At 74.3% G+C, this 18,445-nt stretch carries 19 protein-coding genes; 18 read left to right on the plus strand and 1 reads right to left on the minus strand.

Features of this window, described 5'->3' with window-relative positions; translation table 11 throughout:
* Genes MILUP08_RS17980 through MILUP08_RS18065 form a run of 18 tightly spaced genes read left to right on the plus strand, consistent with a single transcriptional unit; the run spans position 1 to position 17,817 of the window.
* Positions 1–1,275 carry a cytochrome P450 gene (locus MILUP08_RS17980; protein ID WP_007460208.1) on the plus strand — a complete coding sequence of 425 codons (1,275 nt, stop codon included), beginning with the start codon at positions 1–3 and terminating at the stop codon, positions 1,273–1,275.
* A gap of 41 nt (positions 1,276–1,316) precedes the next feature.
* Positions 1,317–2,456 (plus strand): steroid 3-ketoacyl-CoA thiolase, encoded by a 1,140-nt coding sequence (locus MILUP08_RS17985; protein ID WP_007460211.1) that lies wholly within the window; start codon positions 1,317–1,319, stop codon positions 2,454–2,456.
* Positions 2,457–2,461: 5 nt separating this feature from the next.
* Complete coding sequence (locus MILUP08_RS17990; RefSeq protein WP_007460212.1) at positions 2,462–3,715, plus strand: CaiB/BaiF CoA transferase family protein; 1,254 nt, start codon at positions 2,462–2,464, stop codon at positions 3,713–3,715.
* A gap of 12 nt (positions 3,716–3,727) precedes the next feature.
* The gene (gene fabG, locus MILUP08_RS17995; protein ID WP_007460213.1) at positions 3,728–4,480 is read left to right on the plus strand and encodes a 3-oxoacyl-[acyl-carrier-protein] reductase; all 753 of its coding nucleotides are present in this window, start codon (positions 3,728–3,730) and stop codon (positions 4,478–4,480) included.
* Positions 4,477–4,950, plus strand: coding sequence for an ApeI family dehydratase (locus MILUP08_RS18000; protein WP_007460214.1), 474 nt, complete (start codon positions 4,477–4,479; stop codon positions 4,948–4,950). Before fabG ends, MILUP08_RS18000 begins: the two co-directional genes overlap by 4 nt.
* Entirely contained in the window at positions 4,947–5,420 is a 474-nt protein-coding gene (locus MILUP08_RS18005; RefSeq protein ID WP_007460215.1) for a 3-hydroxyacyl-ACP dehydratase FabZ family protein, read from the plus strand. Before MILUP08_RS18000 ends, MILUP08_RS18005 begins: the two co-directional genes overlap by 4 nt.
* Before the next feature lie 18 nt (positions 5,421–5,438).
* A complete protein-coding gene (locus tag MILUP08_RS18010; protein ID WP_007460216.1) occupies positions 5,439–5,693 on the plus strand; it encodes an acyl carrier protein in 255 nt (84 codons plus the stop codon).
* 2 nt (positions 5,694–5,695) lie between these two features.
* Positions 5,696–6,901, plus strand: coding sequence for a beta-ketoacyl-[acyl-carrier-protein] synthase family protein (locus MILUP08_RS18015; protein ID WP_007460217.1), 1,206 nt, complete (start codon positions 5,696–5,698; stop codon positions 6,899–6,901).
* A complete protein-coding gene (locus MILUP08_RS18020; protein ID WP_007460218.1) occupies positions 6,898–7,932 on the plus strand; it encodes a beta-ketoacyl synthase N-terminal-like domain-containing protein in 1,035 nt (344 codons plus the stop codon). Before MILUP08_RS18015 ends, MILUP08_RS18020 begins: the two co-directional genes overlap by 4 nt.
* A gap of 3 nt (positions 7,933–7,935) precedes the next feature.
* Positions 7,936–9,051 carry a beta-ketoacyl synthase N-terminal-like domain-containing protein gene (locus tag MILUP08_RS18025; protein ID WP_007460219.1) on the plus strand — a complete coding sequence of 372 codons (1,116 nt, stop codon included), beginning with the start codon at positions 7,936–7,938 and terminating at the stop codon, positions 9,049–9,051.
* Positions 9,048–10,106 carry a beta-ketoacyl synthase N-terminal-like domain-containing protein gene (locus MILUP08_RS18030; protein ID WP_007460220.1) on the plus strand — a complete coding sequence of 353 codons (1,059 nt, stop codon included), beginning with the start codon at positions 9,048–9,050 and terminating at the stop codon, positions 10,104–10,106. The genes MILUP08_RS18025 and MILUP08_RS18030 overlap by 4 nt, the downstream gene beginning before the upstream one ends.
* Entirely contained in the window at positions 10,103–10,912 is an 810-nt protein-coding gene (locus tag MILUP08_RS18035) for an alpha/beta fold hydrolase (protein WP_007460223.1), read from the plus strand. The genes MILUP08_RS18030 and MILUP08_RS18035 overlap by 4 nt, the downstream gene beginning before the upstream one ends.
* Positions 10,909–11,817, plus strand: coding sequence for an acyl-CoA thioesterase (locus MILUP08_RS18040; protein WP_007460225.1), 909 nt, complete (start codon positions 10,909–10,911; stop codon positions 11,815–11,817). The genes MILUP08_RS18035 and MILUP08_RS18040 overlap by 4 nt, the downstream gene beginning before the upstream one ends.
* A complete protein-coding gene (locus MILUP08_RS18045; protein ID WP_007460227.1) occupies positions 11,817–12,509 on the plus strand; it encodes a 2-hydroxychromene-2-carboxylate isomerase in 693 nt (230 codons plus the stop codon). The genes MILUP08_RS18040 and MILUP08_RS18045 overlap by 1 nt, the downstream gene beginning before the upstream one ends.
* On the plus strand, positions 12,502–13,260 hold the full coding sequence (locus MILUP08_RS18050) for a class II aldolase/adducin family protein (RefSeq protein WP_007460229.1): 759 nt from the start codon (positions 12,502–12,504) through the stop codon (positions 13,258–13,260). Before MILUP08_RS18045 ends, MILUP08_RS18050 begins: the two co-directional genes overlap by 8 nt.
* Before the next feature lie 3 nt (positions 13,261–13,263).
* Positions 13,264–16,044, plus strand: coding sequence for a cytochrome P450 (locus MILUP08_RS18055; protein WP_007460231.1), 2,781 nt, complete (start codon positions 13,264–13,266; stop codon positions 16,042–16,044).
* A gap of 4 nt (positions 16,045–16,048) precedes the next feature.
* Positions 16,049–17,236, plus strand: a complete 1,188-nt coding sequence (locus tag MILUP08_RS18060) for an LLM class flavin-dependent oxidoreductase (RefSeq protein WP_007460232.1) — start codon at positions 16,049–16,051, stop codon at positions 17,234–17,236.
* Complete coding sequence (locus MILUP08_RS18065; protein ID WP_007460234.1) at positions 17,233–17,817, plus strand: NAD(P)H-dependent oxidoreductase; 585 nt, start codon at positions 17,233–17,235, stop codon at positions 17,815–17,817. The genes MILUP08_RS18060 and MILUP08_RS18065 overlap by 4 nt, the downstream gene beginning before the upstream one ends.
* On the opposite strand, the gene MILUP08_RS18070 is transcribed toward MILUP08_RS18065, so the two are convergent.
* Positions 17,804–18,346 carry a hypothetical protein gene (locus MILUP08_RS18070; RefSeq protein ID WP_051065744.1) on the minus strand — a complete coding sequence of 181 codons (543 nt, stop codon included), beginning with the start codon at positions 18,344–18,346 and terminating at the stop codon, positions 17,804–17,806. The genes MILUP08_RS18065 and MILUP08_RS18070 overlap by 14 nt on opposite strands.
* Positions 18,347–18,445 lie beyond the last annotated feature (99 nt).

The following is an 18,445-nucleotide window of genomic DNA, read 5'->3' on the forward strand; positions in this document are numbered from 1 at the left end:
ATGACCGAGACCGTGGCGAGCGCTGACCCCCGGATCATCGCGATGGAGTTGCTGATGAAGGCTCCGGCCACCGTCAGCAGCCCGTACCCGCACTACCACGCGCTGCGAACCGCGGCGCCGAAGTACCGGATGGAACAGCCCGGTCAGGGTGTGGGTTGGGTGCTCACCGCGTACGACGACTGTCGGGCCGCGTTGCGCAACCCGTCGCTGGACAAGTCGGCCCAACGACCCCGGATGGGCGACTCCCGCGGCCGCGAGGGCGCCCGCACCCTGCTGTTCCTCGACGGGCCGGAGCACACCCGGCTGCGCGGACTGGTCAGCCGGGTGTTCACCCCGCGGCGCACCGAGACCCTGCGTCCCCGACTGGCCGCGTTCGTCGACGGCCTGCTCGACGACATCACCGCCCGCATCGGCCCCGGTGGCGGCGAGGTCGACATCGTCGGCTCGTTCGGCTTCCCGCTGCCGGTCATGGTGATCGGCGAGCTGGTCGGCGTGCCGCCGGAGGACTGGCCGCTGCTGCGCCGGCTCACCCGCGCCGCGTCCGGCGGGCTGGAGATCTTCGCCCCGGAGGAGGTGCTCAAGGCGTCCGACCAGGCGCTCGGCGAGATGGAGGAGTACTTCGCCGACCTGGTCCGCAAGCGCCGCGAGGACCCCCGCGACGACCTCGCGTCCGCGCTCGGTCAGGTCGAGATCGACGGCGACCGGCTGTCGGTCGACGAGCTGATCCAGGTGATCGTGCTGCTGTTCGGCGCGGGCTTCCAGACCATGACCGACCTGATCGGCCTCGGCACGCACGCGCTGTGCCGCAACCCGGACCAGTTGCAGCGGCTGCGCGCCGAACCGGAGCTGACCCGCTCCGCGGTCGAGGAGCTGCTGCGCTTCGACTCCCCGGTGCACGTGCTGGGGCGTGCCGCGTTCGAGGACACCACCTTCGTCGACGGCACCCCGCTCAGAAGCGGCGAACACGTGATCACCCTGATCGGCGCGGCCAACCGTGACCCGGCCCGCTACGCCGACCCGGACCGGCTCGACATCGCCCGTTTCGCCGGCGCCGAACCGCCGGAGACGCCGCTGTCGTTCGCCTGGGGGCCCCACCACTGCCTCGGCGCGCAGCTCGCCCGCGCCGAGGGGCAGATCGCCTTCCGCCGCCTGGTCGACCGGTTCGCGGTGATCGAGCTGGCCGACCCGGACGCCGACGAGATCGACCTCGAATGGCGGCACAGCAGCACGTTCCGGGGCCTGGAGGAGCTGCGCGTCCGGCTCGTCCCGGCCTGAGCACCCGCGAACCACCACGCGCCGACCAGGAGGGGGAGTCCATGCCGGAGGCGGTGATCGTCGAGGCGGTGCGGACGCCTATCGGCCGGCGCGAGGGTGTGCTGTCCGGCCTGAAGGCCGTGCAGTTGCTGCGGCACGTCCAGGTCGAGGTGCTCCGCCGGGCCGGCATCGAACCCGGCGAGGTGGAGCAGATCATCGGCGGTTGCGTCACGCAGGTCGGCGAGCAGAGCCTCAACGTCACCCGCAACGCCTGGCTCAACAGTGGGCTCGACTACGAGGTCGCGGCGAGTACCGTCGACGCCTCGTGCGGCTCCGCGCAGCAGGCCAACCACCTGATCGCGGCGCTCATCACCGCCGGGGCCATCGACGTGGGCATCGCCTGCGGCGTGGAGTCGATGAGCCGGGTGCCCGTCGGCACCAACCTCTACCAGGGGCCCGGCCACTACAAGACACCCGACTACCCGTACGACGATCCGCCGAAGGCGCAGTTCGGCGGCGCCGAGCGGATCGCGGCCCGGCAGGGGCTGACCCGCGCGGACGCCGACGCCTACGGGCTGCGCTCGCAGCAGCGCGCGGCGCGGGCCCGCGCCGAGGGCCGATTCGACCGGGAGATCACACCGGTGCCGCTGCCCGACGGCACGTCGGTCGACGTCGACCAGGGCATCCGCGACACCACCGCGGAGGGGTTGGCGGCCCTGCGTCCGGTGCTCCCGGACGGCATCCACACCGCCGGCACCACCTCGCAGATCTCCGACGGCGCCGCGGCGATCCTGTGGATGTCGCGGGAGCGGGCCACCGCGCACGGCCTGCGGCCCCGGGCCCGGCTGGCGCAGCAGGTCGTCACCGGCGCCGACCCCTACTACCTGCTCGACGGCCCCACCGTGGCCACCCGCAAGCTGCTCAAGCGCGCCGGGATGACCCTCGCCGACATCGACGTCGTCGAGGTCAACGAGGCGTTCGCCGCGGTCGTGCTCTCCTGGGCGGCGCACCACGACGCCGACCTGGACCGGGTGAACGTCAACGGCGGCGCGATCTCACTCGGGCATCCGCTGGGCAGCAGCGGCACCCGGCTGCTGGTGACCGCCCTGCACGAGTTGGAACGCACCGACGGCGAGGCGGCCCTGGTCACCATGTGCTGCGGCGGCTCGCTCGGCACGGCGTCGCTGCTGGTGCGGGAGTAGGCGGCATGGACACCGAGACGCGTACCGCGCCCACCCGCGACGCCGCGGACTTCTACGCCGACGCCCGGCACGACCTGACCGGGCCGTTGCACGGCGTACGGGTCCTGGACGTCACGAAGGTCTGGTCCGGCCCGATCGCCAGTTGCGTCCTGGCCGACCTCGGCGCGGACGTCCTACGGGTGGAGATGCCCGGCAACCGGGAGGGATTGATGCCCCCGGACATCCCCGGCACCGGTCTGTCCTGGTTCCGGCAGAGCGTGCACCGCAACAAGCGCAGCATCGGGCTCGACCTGCGCCGCCCCGGCGCGGCCGAGGTGTTCCTGCGGCTCGTCGCCACGGCCGACGTGGTGGTGGAGAACTACAAGCCCGGGACGCTTGACGCCTGGGGCGTCGGCTACGCGCAGTGCCGGGAGGTCCGGCCGGACGTGGTCCTGGTGTCCGTCTCCGGCTACGGCCAGTACGGCCCCGACGCGCAGCGACCCGGGTACGACCCGACCACCCAGGCCGCCGCCGGCTGGATGGCGCTCAACGGCGAACCCGACGGCGCTCCGCTGAAGTCGCCCACCTTCCTCGCCGACGACCTCGCCGGGCTGCACGCGGTGATCGGCGCGCTCGCCGCGCTGCGCCACCGCGACCGCACCGGCGAGGGTCAGCACGTCGACGTGAGCATGCTCGACTCGCTGCTGTTCTCCAGCAACGGCTACCTCACCCTCGGCGCGACCGGGGTGCCGCTGCGTCGCTGGGGCGACCAGGCCGACTTCGTGGTCCCGGCCGGCTGCTTCCGCTGCGCCGACGGCCACGTCTACGTGGCAGTCGCCCTGGACCGCTCCTGGCGTCGACTGGCCGAGGTCGTCGGCCGCCCGGAACTGGCCCGCGCGCCCGGGTACGCGACGAACGAGGAACGCCGCGACAACCGCGCCACCGTCAACGCGGTGGTCGCCGACTGGTGTGCCGGGCGGACCTGCGCCGAGGTGGTCGCCGCCCTCGACGCCAACGGGATCACCGCCGAGCGGGTGCGGACCTTCGCCGAGGCCGCGACCGACCCGCAGGTCCACGCCCGCGCCATGGTGCAGGAGACGGTGCTGTCCAACGGCAGCACCGCGCCGCTTACCGGGCCGGCGGTCAAGTTCTCCCGGACACCGACAGCCGTCCGCTCCGGCGCCCCCGAGCCCGGCGCGGACACCGACCGGGTTCTCGACGAGGTGGGCGTCGACGCGGCCGCGCGGGAACGGCTGCGCGCGCAACGGGCCATCGGATGAGCAGGGGGTGACATGACAACGGCAGGCGACGCGCCACGCTGCGCGCTGGTGACCGGGGTGTCCCGGGGAATCGGCCGGGCCGTCGCGCTGCGGCTCGCCGCCCAGGGGTACGCGGTGGCGGGCTGCTACAGCGCGCCCAGCGAGGCCGCGGAGAAGACCCGGGCGGAGGTCGAGGCGTACGGGGTCGGGTCGTGGTTCGGGCCGTGCGACGTGACCGACCCGACCGCTGTCGACGCGTTCGTCACCGCCGCCGAGCGGCACCTCGGGCCGCTCACCGCGCTCGTCAACAACGCCGGCATCACCCGGGACCGGCCGCTGGTGCTGATGGCCCCGGACGAGTGGCACGACGTGATCGGCACCAACCTCACCGGCACCTGGAACACCTGCCGGACGGTCGCGTTCCGCTTCCTCAAGCGACGCCGCGGCGCCATCGTCAACCTCTCCTCGGTCGCCGGGGTCACCGGCAACACCGGGCAGACCAACTACGCCGCCAGCAAGGCCGGCATCATCGGGCTCAGCCTGTCGCTGGCCAAGGAGGTCGCCGGGTACGGCGTCCGGGTCAACGTGGTCGCTCCCGGCTTCATCGAGACCGACATGACCGCCGCGCTGCCGGCCAAGCTGCGCGAACAGGCGTTGGGGCAGATCCCGCTGGGCCGCTTCGGCGCGCCCGCCGACGTCGCCGACCTGGTCGAGTTCCTGCTCTCCGAGCGCGCCGGCTACATCACCGGCCAGGTGATCCGGGTGGACGGGGGGATCGTGCTGTGACCGCCGCACCCGCGTTCAGCGCCACCACCCGCCCCGTCGACACGTACGAGGCCGCGGCGGCGCCCCTGCCGGCGATCGAGTGGGTCGAGGTGTCGGCCGGGCCGCGCGGCGGGATCGGCCTGCGCGCCGGCACCACAGTCGACCCGACGGACGTCTACCTGGCCGGGCACTTCCCCGAGCTGACCGTCTATCCGGGCGTGTTCACCCTGGAGACGATCGGGCAGGCCGTGACGGCGGCCGTCGGCTACTGCGCGGGCCGGCTGCCGCACCTGCACCTGCTGCGCTCCGCCCGGTTCCTCGCACCGCTGCTCGCGGGCGACACGCTCACCGTCGAGGCGTCGGTCGGCCCGGTCGGCGAGGACCAGTCCTTCGACGTGACCGCCCGGTGCGTACGCGGCGACGGGGTCCACGCGGCGACGGTGCGTGCCGTCTACCGCTGGCCGAGCGCGGACGGCGGGAACGCCCGATGAGACTCGGCCACGGCGAGCTGCGGGCCCTGCTGCCGCACCGGTACCCGATGCTGCTGCTCGACCGGGTCGACAGCGTCGAGCCGGGAGTGAGCCTGGAGGCCGTCAAGGCGGTCACCGGCTGCGAGCCCTGTTACCGGGGGATCGCCGAGGGACAGGCCCCCGACCGGTACGCCTACCCGGCGTCGTTGCTGATCGAGTCGTTCGGTCAGGGTGCGGCGGTGCTCTGGCTGCTGTCGCGGGGGCCGGGCACGACCGGGCTGCCGATGTTCACCGCGGCCCGGGACTGCGTGCTGCTGCGCCCGGTCTACCCGGGCGACGTGATCCGGCACCGGGTCCGACTGGAACAGGTCGTGCACGGCGCCGCGTTCGCCACCGGATCCAGCTGGGTCGGGACCGACCAGGTGGCGGAGTTCGGCTCGATGATGGCGGTCGTCCGACCGGCCGACGCCGTCGCGGAGCGGAAACGATGAGAGGAAGAGGGAACCGGAATGAGTGATCGCGACCAGCACATGGCGGAGCTGCGGGAGATCGTGGCGGAGGTGCTCGAGTTGGAACCGGAGGAGGTCGCCGACACCGCCGACTTCGTCGAGGAGTACGAGGCGGACTCGTTGCGGGCGATCGAGATCCTGGCCCGGATCGAGAAGAAGTACAAGGTGGAGATCCCGCAGGCCGAGTTGAACGAGATGCGCAGCCTCAAGGCCGTCCACGAGGTCGTGGCGCGACACGCCGGCTGGCAGGACTGACCGTGCACCGCGTGGTCGTCACCGGGCTCGGGCCGGTGTCCGGGATCGGGATCGGCGTGAACGAGTTCACCGCCGGGCTGCGCTCCGGCCGGTCGGCCGCCGCGCCCATCACGAGCTTCGACGCGAGCGGGTTCCCGCACCACTGGGCGGGCGAGGTGCCCGCGTTCCGGCCGGAGGCGCTGTTGCGGCGGCTGCGGGTCGCCGACTGGGGTCGCTCGGCGCTGTTCGCGGCGGCGGCTGCCCGGCTGGCCGCGATGGACGCGGGTCTGTCGCTGCCGGCCACCGACCCGGCGCGCGTCGGCGCGGTCGTCGGCACCACCAGTGGCGAGTCGACGGTGGTGGAGCAGCTCACCGCCGAGCTGGTGGCCGGCGGCTACCCGACCATGTCCGCCGAGGCGCTGCGGCAGGCGCCGGCCGAGCGGCTGTCCTACGCGGTGAGCGCGGAGCTGGGGCTGGCCGGGGAGTCGGTCACCCTCACCACCGCCTGTTCGGCCAGCAACTACGCGATCGGGTACGCGTACGACCTGTTGTGCTGGGGTGAGGCGGACGTGATGGTGGCCGGCGGCGCCGACTCGGTGTGCCGGTGGGCGCACGCCGGCTTCTACCGCCTCGGCGCGTTGACCGAGCATGCCTGCCGGCCGTTCGACCGGGACCGCTCCGGCATCCTCACCGGTGAGGGCGGCGCGGCCCTGGTGCTGGAGACCCTGGAGCACGCGCGGGACCGGGGCGCCCGGATCTACGCCGAGGTGCTCGGGTACGGCGTCAACTGCGACGCCCACCACATGGTCGCGCCCAACGAGGAGAGCGTCGCGGCGTGCATGCGCCTGGCCCAGGAGAACGCCGGGGTCAAACCGGAGGACATCGACTACATCAGCACGCACGGCACCGGCACGCCCGCCAACGACCTGTGCGAGGCGCGGGCCATCCGGGCGGTGTTCGGCGACCGGGTGCCGCCGGTCAGCTCGATCAAGTCGATGCTCGGCCACACGATGGGCGCGGCGAGCGGGTTCGGCGCGATCGCCACCACGCTGGGCATCCGGCACGGGTTCCTTCCCCCCACCATCAACTGGGCCACTCCCGACCCGCAGCTGTCGTGGATCGATCCGGTGCCGAACACGGCCCGACCGGCCACGGTGCGGGTGGCGCAGAACAACGGCCTGGCGTTCGGCGGCAACAACGCCATCACGATCTTCGGGGCGATCCGGTGACCGGCCTGGTGACCGGCTGGGGAGTGCTCAGCGCGGCCGGGGAGTCGGTGAGCGAGCTGCTGGCCGCCGTACGCGCCGGCGCGGTCGTCGGTGTCGACGTCCGCGACCGCTTCGACGAGCCGCTGCCCACGGCGCAGGCGCCGGCGATCGCCGACTTCGACGTACGTCGGCTGCTGGGGCGCAAGGGCACCAGCTTCCTGGACCGGGCGACCGCGCTGGCGATGGTGGCCTGCGGGCGGGCGCTGGCCGACGGCGGGCTCACCCCGGACGACGACAACCGGCACCGCATCGGCGTGGTGCTGGGCACCACCACCGGCAGTCTGAAGTCCACGATGGACTTCTCCCGGGAGACGCTTGTGCAGGACAAGCCGTACCTGGTCAACCCGGTGTTGTTCCCCAACACGGTGATGAACTGCGCCAGCGGCCAGGCCGCGATCCGCTACGGCCTGCGCGGCGTCAACGCCACGGTGGCGGGCGGCCCGCTCGCCTTCCTGTACGCGCTGCGCTACGCGCTCAACGCCCTGCGCCGGGGCTACGTCGACGCCCTGCTGGTCGGCGGGGTGGAGGAGTACACGCCGAACACGGCGTGGGCGGCGGAGCTGACCGGCGCCGGTCCGGCCGGTGAGGCCGCGGCGGTCTACCTGCTGCGCCGCCCGACGCCCGGGCTCACCGAGGCGCCGCGCGCCCAGGTGCTCTCGGTGGCCACCGGCTTCCAGCCGGAGCCGAGCGTCGACGGACTCGCCGGCTGTGTACGTCGGGCGCTGGCCACCGCGAAGGTCCGCCCGGCCGACGTGTGGGCGATCGCGAGCGGCGATCTCGACGCCGACAGCCTGTCCGAGGTGGTGCCGGTGGCCGCGCAGCGGTGGTCGGTGCGTCCGGCGCTCGGCGACTGTCAGTCCGTCACCGGCGCGCTGGCGCTGGGCGTGCTGCTGGGCCGCTACGCCGAGGACCCGGACGCGCGTGGTCGGCCCGCGCTCATCGTCGGGCGCTCGCGCGACGGCGCGGTCGCCGCGGCAGTGGTGCGGGGGTAGGACATGTCCGCGACCATCACCGCCACCGCGGTCCGTACCTGCTTCGGCGACGGTCCGGCGACCGTCGGGGCGCTGCTGTCGGGCGCGTGCGGCGCCGCCGGGCTGCGACGGTCGGACCCGGCCCGGGTGGGGGTCGGTCACGGCTACCCGATCGACGACGACCGGCCGTTCGGCCCGAGCCGCTGGCTGACCGACTGCGTGGCCGAGGCCGTCGCCGCCGCCGGCCTCGACCCGCGTCGACAGCGGGTGGTCAGTCTCGTCGGCACCGGCCTGCGCGAGTCGGCCGAGGTGGAACGGGCGGCCCTCGCCGGCGCGGTGGACTTTCCCGCCGAGCGGCTGCACTTCGCCGACGCCGTCGCCGGCGCGGCGCCCGGCGTGCAGCGGGTGGTCACCCTGGCCAACGCGTGCAGCGCCGGTGGGTCCGCCCTCGCCCTGGCACAGGACCTGGTGGAGACCGGCGAGGCGGACGCCGTGCTGGTCGGCGGCACCGACGGCAGCAGCGCCTCCATGCTGGCGATGATCGGTCGGGTGGCCAGCCATCCGACCAGCCGGGTGCAGCCCTTCGACGCCGACCGGGCCGGTGTGCTGCTCGGCGACGGCGCGGCGGTCCTGGTGGTCGAGCCGGAACGACCGGGCCGCGGGCTGGCCCGGCTGCTCGCCACCGGGCTGTCCTGCGATGCCGGGCACGAGACGGCGCCCGACCCGGCGGGCATCCTGCGGGCGGTCCACGACGCCCACCACCGCGCCGACCGCCGGCCCGACCAGGTCGACCTGGTCGTGGCGCACGGCACCGGCACGACACTCAACGACGAGACCGAGGCGCGGGTCATCGCGCAGGTGTTCGCCGGCTGCGAGCCCGGCCCCCTGGTCACCGCCCTGAAGGGCGCCGTCGGCCACACGTCGGGAGGGTCGGCGCTGCTCAGCGTCGCTGTCGCCGTCGAGGTCCTGCGTACCGGCCGGGTGCCGCCGGTGGTCGGGCTGACCCGGCCGGCGCCCGAGGCGGCCGCGCTGCGGCTGGTCCGCGACGCGGCCGTACGGGCCGACGTGCGGGTGGCGCAGGTGGACGCGTTCGGCTTCGGCGGTCTCAACGCCGTCACCGTCCTGGAGGCGCTGCGATGACCGGCCGCGTCCACACCGGACACCTCGCGCCGACACCGGACCGCACCGTGCCGCCGGCCGCGTCCCGCCGTCCGAGCGAGGTGACCCGACCGGGTCGGTCCACGACGGACAACCCCGCCGCGACCGACCCGGGTGTCGCCGCCGGAGCCGACCCGGCTCCGCCGGTGGCCGCCGTTCTCGCGGCGGCACTGCACCTGCCGGGAGTCGACCTGCGCGGAGTGCACCTGCCGGGAGCCGACCTGCCGGTCGGTGTCGCCGGGGCGTGGGCCGCCGACGAGGAGCCCGCCTGCCCGCCCGAGCGCGCCGCCGACCTGCTCGGCCGCAAGGGTCTGCTGGCCAAGGAGCCGGCCACCCGGCTCGCCCTCTGCGCCGTGCACCGGGCGCTGGGCCTCGCGCCGAAGGCTCCCCGCCCGAGCGGGCCGGCGGATCCGCGTACCGCAGTGGTGGTCAGCTCCAACCTGGGCAACGTCGCCACCGTCGGCGACATCGCCCGCCGGCTGCGCGAGGGCGGCCCGCGCGAGGTCGGCCCGCTGGAGGCGCCGAACGCCTCCAGCAACGTCATCGCCGGCGCGATCGCGATCTGGTTCCGCTTCGGCGGGCCCAACCTCACCGTCTGCTCCGGGGCCACCGCCGGCCTGGACGCGATCTGGCTGGCCGGCCTGCTGCTGCGCACCGGCCGCGCCGACCGGGTCGTCGTGGTCGGCACCGAACCGGACGACCCGCAGGCACAGGCCCTGCACGCCGCCCGGGACGGCGCCACCGCCGGTGTGCCGCTGCGCACCGGGGCGGCCTGCCTGCTGCTCGGCCGAACCGATGGTGCGCCGCACCCGTTGGCACTGCTCGGGCCCGTCCGAGCGGGCATACCCGGCGACGGCCCACCACACGGCCCCCTGGTCGACGCGGCCGCCGTGGCGGGTGACCACTACGGCGCCGCCGGGGTCGTGCACACGGCGCTGGCCGTACGCCTGGTCGGCGCCACCCCGACCGTCACGGTCCGCTGCGGCGACCCCGTCGACGGCATGCGCGAACTCGACGTCCGGGCGGCGCGGCGATGAGCGGCCCGCCACCCCCGGTCGCCGTGCACCGGCTCGCCGGCCCGGACACCGGGACACCGACAGTGCTGCTGGCGCACGGCATGTCCGACGCCTGGCGCAGTTGGCGGCCCCTGGCGCAGCGGCTGCCCACCGGCTGGCGGCTGCTCGCGGCCGAGCTGCCCTGGAAGGCCGGCACCGACCACCGCTGGCGGCGTCGGGGCACCCCCGGTGCCTGGCTCGCCGCCGCCGTCCGTGCCCTGGCCACGCCGCCGGACGTCGTGGTCGGCCACTCGCTCGGCGCGAACGCGGTGCTGGAGATGCTCGCCACCGAACCGGACGTCGCGCCGCGCGGAGCGATGCTCATCGCCCCGTTCTACTGCCCGCCCGACCTGTCGATCACCTGGGCGGTGCACGAGCGGGCCCAGGCCAACTTCGTGCAGATCATCGACGAGGGGCTGCGCCACCGCCTCGGCCCCCGCCTGGCCGACCTGGACCCGGAGACGTTGGCCGCGATGCGCGACATCATGGTCGACCGGATCGGCCCGGTCGGCTTCACCACGCTGTTCGACCACTTCACCGCGACCGCCGGCCTGCCGCTGCACGCGGTGACCGTGCCGACCATGGTGCTCACCGGTGGCCGCGACCCCGGCCTCGACGGCCCGCGCGTCGGCGCGCTGCGCGCCGAACTGCCCGACGCGCACGTCGTCGTGGAGCCGGACTTCCACCACTTCTGTCATCTCGACCGGGCGGCCGAGGTGGCCCGACACGTCGCGGGCTTCGTCGAGAAGGTCTGCCCCGACCCCGCGATCCGAGGAGGTACGCCGTGACCACGGCGGTTGAGAACGCATCCGTGACGCTGTCCGCCCGACCCGGGTTCGAGGGCGCGAACATCCGCACCTGGATCGGGTTCAAACACTTCGCGTACCTGGTGGAGCAGAGCGTGCTGGAGTGGTTCCGGGAGCGGGGCCACGGCCCCGGCCGCCTCTACCACGAGCACGGGGTGGGACTGTCGATCCGGGACTGCTCGCTGCTGCTGCCCGCCGTCCTGGACGTCGACGACACCGCGACGGTGGTGGCGACGCCCGCCGCCAACGGTCGGTTCGGAGTGCGGATGGGCGTGCGCCGCGACGCCGACGTCACCGTGTGCCGGGCCCGGGTGCGGGTGGCCCTGGTGCGGGAGGCGGACGTACCGCAGGGGGCGCCGCTGCCGGCGGAGCTGGCCGGCCTCGCGGAGGAACCGGCCGTCGGCGAGCCGGGAGCGCCCGCCGGCGCCGACCCGGCCGACACGGTGCGCGCCGCCGGCGCGGGCTTCGTGTGGCCGTGGCGGGTGCCCTACTTCTACTGCCAGTACTCGCAGCGGATGCAGCACTCCGGGTACGTCCGGCTGCTGGAGGAGGTGGTGGACCGCTACCTCGCCGACCGGGGCGTGTCGGTGGGTCGGATGCTGCGCGAGCGGGGCTGGATCCCGGTGGTCTCCCGCGCCCGGATCGAGGTGCTCGGCGACGCCCACCTCGACGAGCCGATGTGGGTCAGCTTCACCGTCACCGACGTGCTCAAGGACGTCACGTACGACGCCCGCATGGACTGCCACGTCGTCCGCGACGGTCGCCTGGTCCGGGTGGCGACGGCGAGCATCCTACACGGGTACGCCGTCAGCCGCGGCCCCGAGGCGGGCCGGCTCGCCACCCTCGACGAGGACACCGTGGCGGCGCTGACCGGTGGGCAGCGGTGATGGCCGCCAGGCAGCCCCGGCTGTACTTCTCCTTCCGCAGCCCGTACAGCTGGCTGGCGGTGGAGCGGCTGACCCGGGCGCTGGGCCGGCCGCAGGAGGCGCTGGAGTTCATCCCCTACTGGGACCCGGACGCGCGCACCGAGGCGGCGTTGACCGCCCGCGGCGGCGCCTTCCACTACGTGCAGATGAGCAAGCCGAAGCATCTCTACCTGCTCCAGGACGCCAAGCGGCAGGCCCAACGGCTGGGCCTGTCGATGCGCTGGCCGATCGACATCGACCCGTGGTGGGAGGTCCCGCACCTGGGCTGGTTGGCCGCCCGGGAACAGGGCGCGGGGGAGGCGTTCTACCGGGAGGTGATCGCCGCCCGCTGGCAGCGCGGCGAGGACGTGTGCACCCCGGAGGTGATCTCCGAGGTGGCCGAGCGGGCCGGGGTGGACCCGTCGGTGGTGCTCGGCGCGGTGGAGGACGAGTCCGTCCGGGCCGCCGGGGCGAACTGCCTGCTGCGGGCGTACGAGGAGGACATCTTCGGCATTCCCTACCTGCGGCTGGGCCCGCACCGGTTCTGGGGTGTGGACCGGGTCGACGACTTCCTCGCCGCGTACGCCGAGCGGACCGGCACGCCCGTCGCGCCCCCCGCGGTGCCGGCGGGCGTGGGCGGGTACGACACCGACACCGGAGGCGGCTGTGGCTGAGCGACGGAACCCGGAACAGGAGCGCGCCCACCGCCGCCGGCAGTTGGTCCTCACGCTGCGCGCCTTCGCCCTCGCGGGGTTCGACGAGGGCGCCGGCGGGCACGTCACCGCCCGGGACCCGATCGACCCGGACACCTTCTGGATCAACCCGTTCGGGCGGCACTTCGCCCACGTACGCGACGACGACCTCCTGCGCGTCGACCACACCGGCGACGTGGTCGACGGCTCCGGCCGGATCAACCCCGCCGGGTACGCCATCCACTCGGCCATCCACAAGGCCCGACCGGACGTGGTAGCCGCCGCGCACACCCACTCGATCCACGGTCGGGCGTTCTCGGCGCTCGGCCGGCCGCTCGCGCCGATCACGCAGGACGCGTGCGCCTTCTTCGAGGACCACGAGGTCCACGACGAGTACGGCGGCGTCGTCCTCGACGGCGCGGAGGGCGACCGCATCGCGGCGACGCTGGGCACCGGCAAGGCCGTCGTCCTGCGCAACCACGGGCTGCTCACGGTCGGCGGCTCGGTGGCCGAGGCGGCGTGGTGGTTCCTGGCGATGGACCGCTGCTGCCAGGTGCAGTTGCTCGCCCAGGCGGCGGGCGACCTGGTGGTGATCCCCGCCGACGCGGCCCGGGCGGCGCGGGCGGACATCGGCACGGCGCAGATCGCCCGCCTGAACTTCCGGCCGGTCGCGGAGCACGTCCTGGCCGTCAGCCCCGACCTCACGCACGGCACCACGCCCAGACAGGAGTGACGAGTGGCCGAGCTGCTGCAGACCATGGTCCGGGACCGGGCCGGCGACGTCGCGCTTACCGACGAGCGGACCACGCGGACGTGGGCGGAGCTGGACCGGTCGGTGGACCGGTGGATCGGTGTGCTGCGCGGGGCCGGCCTGGACGTCGGTGACCGGGTCGCGTTCGTGCTCGGCAACCGGCACGAGACCTTCGAGGCGCTGCTCGCCTGCGTGCACGCCGGACTGGTGGCGGTGCCCGTCAACTGGCACCTCACCGCGCCGGAGATCGCCCACATCCTGACCGACTGCGGCGCGCGGGCGGTGCTCACCGAGGCGGCGTACGCGCCGACGGTGCGCGACGCGGTGGCGCGTACGCCGGACGGCCCCGACCTGCTGATGAGCGTGGACGGCGGGGACGGGTGCACGCCGGTGGACGACCTACCGGTGGGTCCACCCGTCGCGGCGCTCTCCGGTGGAGTGCTGCTCTACACCTCGGGCACCAGCGGACGCCCCAAGGGCGTGGTCAACCCGCTGCTCAAGGTCGGCGCCCCGATCGACCGGGTGGCCGCCACCACCGAGGCGCTCGGCGGCGGGCTGGGCATCCCGACGCAGGGGCAGGCGCTGCTTGTCGGTCCCTGGTACCACTCGGCGCAGTTGTTCTTCGCCCAGTTTCCGCTGCTGCGCGGCTGTGGGCTGGTGCTGCGTCGCGGGTTCGACCCGGTCGAGGTGCTGCGGGTGATCGACGAAGAGAAGATCACGATCAGTCATCTGGTGCCGACCCAGTTCGTCCGCCTGCTCCGGGTCGACGCGGCGACGCGGGCGGCGTTCTCCGGCGCGAGCCTGGCCCGGATCTGGCACGGCGGTGGGCCCTGCCCGCCGGAGACCAAGCGGGCGATGATCGAGTGGTGGGGGCCGGTGTTCGTGGAGTACTACGCCGCGACCGAGGCCGGCATCGTCACCCTCGCCGACTCGCACACCTGGCTGGCGCGACCGGGCACGGTGGGCCGGCCGGCGCCGCCGACCGAGGTGGTGGTGGTCGACGACGAGGGCCGGCCGCTGCCCGCCGGGCGGGAGGGCCGGGTGGCCGTGCGGCGGCCCCCGGGCCGGGGTTTCCACTACCACAACGCCCCGGAGCAGACCGAGCAGGCGCACGTCGCCCCGGACACCTTCACCGTCGGCGACCTGGGCCACCTGGACGCCGACGGCTATCTGTTCCTCACCGGCCGTTCGGCGGAGCTGATCGTCACCGGCGGCGTCAACGTCTATCCCGCCGAGGTGGAGGCGGTGCTGTCGACGCACCCCGCCGTGCAGGACAGCGTCGTCATCGGTGTGCCGGACGAGGAGTTCGGCGAGCAGGTCCGGGCGGTGGTGCAGCTCGACCCGGCGTGGCCGGCCCAGGGCGTCGAACAGGCCCTCGACGCGCACTGCCGAACCAGCCTGGCCGGTTTCAAGGTGCCGCGCTCGTACGAGGTGGTCGACCGGATCCCGCGCGAGCCCACCGGCAAGCTGCCCCGCGGCGCGTTGCGGGACCGCTACCGGCCGGCCGCGGTGTCGCCGGGTCTGCTCGCGGACCCGGCGAGTTACCTGACCGGCGTGCCGCACGACGAGTTCGCCCGCCGCCGACGGGACGCGCCGGTGGCCTGGGTCGAGGAGGTCGAGCTGACCCGTACCGACCAGGACCGGTCGGTGCGGTCCCGGGGTCGGGGTTTCTGGGCCGTCACCCGCCACTCCGCGGTGTCCGAGGTGTCGCGTGATCCGGCGACGTTCTCGTCGGCGGCCGGCGGGGCGTTCCTCGCCGATCCCCGGACACCTGAGGATCTGCACCGCAACCGGCAGCTTCTGATCAACATGGACGCTCCGGAGCACGCCTGGGTGCGGCGGCTGGTGGCGGGGGCGTTCACGCCCCGCGCGGTGGGCCGGCTGGGTGAGCTGGTGACCCGGCACGCCGAGGAGGTGGTCGCCCGGGCGGTGGCCGCGCGCGACATCGACGTGGTGGCGGACCTCGCGGCCGAGCTGCCGCTGCTCGTCCTCACCGACCTGCTCGGCGTGCCACGGGAGGACCGCCGGTTGCTGTTCGACTGGAGCAACAACCTGGTCGGGTTCGACGATCCGCGCTACGGCGGCGGCAGCGTGCAGCGCTACCGGGACACCTTCGCGGCGGCCTTCTCCTACGTCCGGGAACTGGCGGCCCAGCGACGGGCCGCACCCACCGACGACCTGCTCAGCCTCCTGGTGCACGCCGAGGCCGACGGCCGGGGCCTGACCGACGCGCAGCTGTGCCAGCTGTGGCTGCTGCTGGTCATCGCCGGCAACGAGACCACCCGGCACCTGATCTCCAACGGGGTGCAGGCGTTGTTGGAGCACCCCGAGCAGCGGGACCGGCTGATCGCCGAGCCCGACCTGACCGCGAGCGCGGTCGAGGAGCTGCTGCGCTTTGTCACGCCGATCATGCAGTTCCGCCGCACCGCCACCCGCGACACCGTCCTCGACGGCACCCGCATCGCCGCCGGGGACAAGGTCGTCATCTACTACGCCTCGGCCAACCGGGACCCGGCCGCGTTCACCGACCCCGACCGGCTGGACCTCGCCCGCGATCCCAACCCGCACCTGGCGTTCGGTATCGGCCCGCACTTCTGCCTGGGCGCGCACCTGGCCCGGCTGGAGATGGCGGCCTTCCTCACCGCGATCCGTCCGCATCTGGCCCGGCTCCGACTGACCGGGCCGGTACGCCGGATGCGGACCAACTTCATGAACGCCGTCACCGCGATGCCCGCGCGCTTCGACGTCGCGCCGGAAGGGGAGTGACCCCATGCCACTGGACCTGCACTGGTTCCTGCCGACGCACGGAGACGGCCGTGACCTGGCCGAGCCTGCCCGCGGTCGCGGCGCCCGGCCGGCCCGGATCACCCGTCGCCCGCCGGACATCGGCTATCTGGCGCAGGTGGCGCGCGCCGCCGACCGGTTGGGTTTCGCAAGCGTGCTCACGCCCGCCGGGCTGTTCTGCGAAGACCCGTGGGTGGTGGCGTCGGCGCTGGCGGCGCAGACCGAACGACTGAAATTCATGATCGCGTTACGGCCGGGGCTCGCCTCGCCCACGCTTGTCGCCCAGATGGCCGCGTCCCTGCAACGTGTCTCGGGCGGCCGGGTGCTGCTCAACATCGTGGCCGGCAGCGATCCGGACGAGCAGCGCCGCTACGGCGACTGGCTGGACCACGACGCCCGCTACGCCCGCGCGGAGGAGTTCCTCACCGTGCTGGGTGGACTGTGGGCCGGCGAGCCGGTCGACCACAGCGGCGAGCACTACCGGGTGAAGGCCGCTCTGCTGGCCCGGCCGCCGGCCACCGCGCCGGCCGTGTTCCTGGGCGGATCCTCGCCGGCGGCACAGCGGGCGGCCGCCCGCCACGCGGACGTGTATCTGGCCTGGGGTGAGACGCCGGCCCAGCTCGGCGAGCTGCTGGGTCGGGCACGCGACCAGGCGGCGGAGGTCGGCCGCACACTCCGTACCGGGAGTCGACTGCACGTGATCACCAGGGACACCGCGCGGGAGGCGTGGGCGGAGGCGGACCGGCTCCTCGCCGGCGTCGACCAGGCGCGGATCGCCGCCGCCCGGCAGCGCTTCGCCCGTACCGACTCGGAGGGCCAGCGGCGGGCCGCCGCGCTGCACGCGGACGGCAACGCCCGGATGGAGGTGTACCCGAACGTCTGGGCGGGCTACTCGCTGATCCGACCCGGCGCCGGCGCGGCGCTGGTGGGCAGCCACGAGGAGGTCGCCGAGCGGATCGCCGAGTACCACGCCGCCGGGGTGGACCACCTGATCCTGTCCGGGCAGCCGCACCTGGAGGAGGCGTACTGGTTCGGCGAGGGGGTGCTGCCGCTGCTGCGCCACGACGGGCTCCTCGACCCCGCGACCGACGCGCAGGCCACGACCGACGCGGGCGCCGGGACCGGCGCCGCCGCCGGCTCCCGGCGGGCCCCGGAGCTGGCGGTGGGCCGATGAGCCGGCCCGTCGCGGCGCTGCCGATGACCGCGCTGATCGGCAACCCCAAACCCCATTCCCGTACGCGCACCGTCGCGCTGGCCACCGCGGCGGCCCTGCACTCCCGACTGACCCACTGCCCGACCCCGGTCGGCGCGCCGACGGTGATCGACCTGGCCGAGCTGACGGCCGAACTGGTCGGTCAGGGCAGCCGGCCGGAGACCCTCGACGAGGTGCTGGAGGCGGTACGCCGACCAGGGCTGCTGCTGGTGGCCAGCCCCACGTTCAAGGCGGCGTACAGCGGCCTGTTGAAGCTCTTCGTCGACGTGCTGCCCCGGGGCGCGCTCACCGGGGTGGTGGCGGTGCCGCTGATGACCGCCGCCCGGTCCGGTCACCGGCACGTCGTGGACACCTACCTGGGCGCTCTGCTGGCCGAGGTGGGCGCGTGCGTGCCCACGGTCGGCCTGTGCCTGCTCGAGCGCGAGTTCGACACGGCGGAGGTCGGCATCGAGCGTTGGTTGGACCGGGCGGCGCCGGCGGTGGTGGACGCCCTCGCCGTGGTGCCCGGCGTGCCGGCCGAGCCCGGGGTCAGCCGGCGTTGACCTCGGTGTCGTGCTTGCGGCGCATCCGGCTGATCCAGCCCTGTGCCGTGTGCACCGGAACGTCGAAGTGCTCGGCGACGCGGCTGATCGTGCCGACCTGCTCGTAGACCGCCTCCAGGTCCGCCGGGTCGGGCGCCCGGCGGTACGCGCGACCGGCCTTGAGTCGGCTGAGCCGGTCCGGCTCGCCGGCCCGGCGTGCCGGTCGGGGCGGCTGCGGCCGGGGTGCGGTGGCCGTGGTGGTGGCGGTGGTCGCGGGGACCGGTCCGACCGTCACGGCCGGCCGAGGCGCGACCTCGGCGCGACCTCTGTCCCGGTCCTGCGGGGGGATGAAGGCGCGCAGCAGGGCGTCGAAGTCGACGTACGGCAGCTCGCCGGTCAGACCGGCGCTCTGCGGCGCGCGGACGGTCAGCTCCCGCACGACCGGGTGGCCGTTGCCGGTCTCCAGACGCACGACGGTCTGGGCCACCGGGCCGGTGATCTCCTCACCGTCGTCCTCCACGGGCACGATGGTGATGATGTATTGACTCACGACGATGCCTTTCCTGCGCATCTCCGGGCGAGCCAGTGCGGCTTCCGGCCCCCCGGTCAACCCTGTCGGGTTTGACCTGTGGTGGGAGACAAGATATCA

This window comes from Micromonospora lupini str. Lupac 08, assembly GCF_000297395.2.
Classification (GTDB): Bacteria; Actinomycetota; Actinomycetes; order Mycobacteriales; family Micromonosporaceae; genus Micromonospora; species Micromonospora lupini.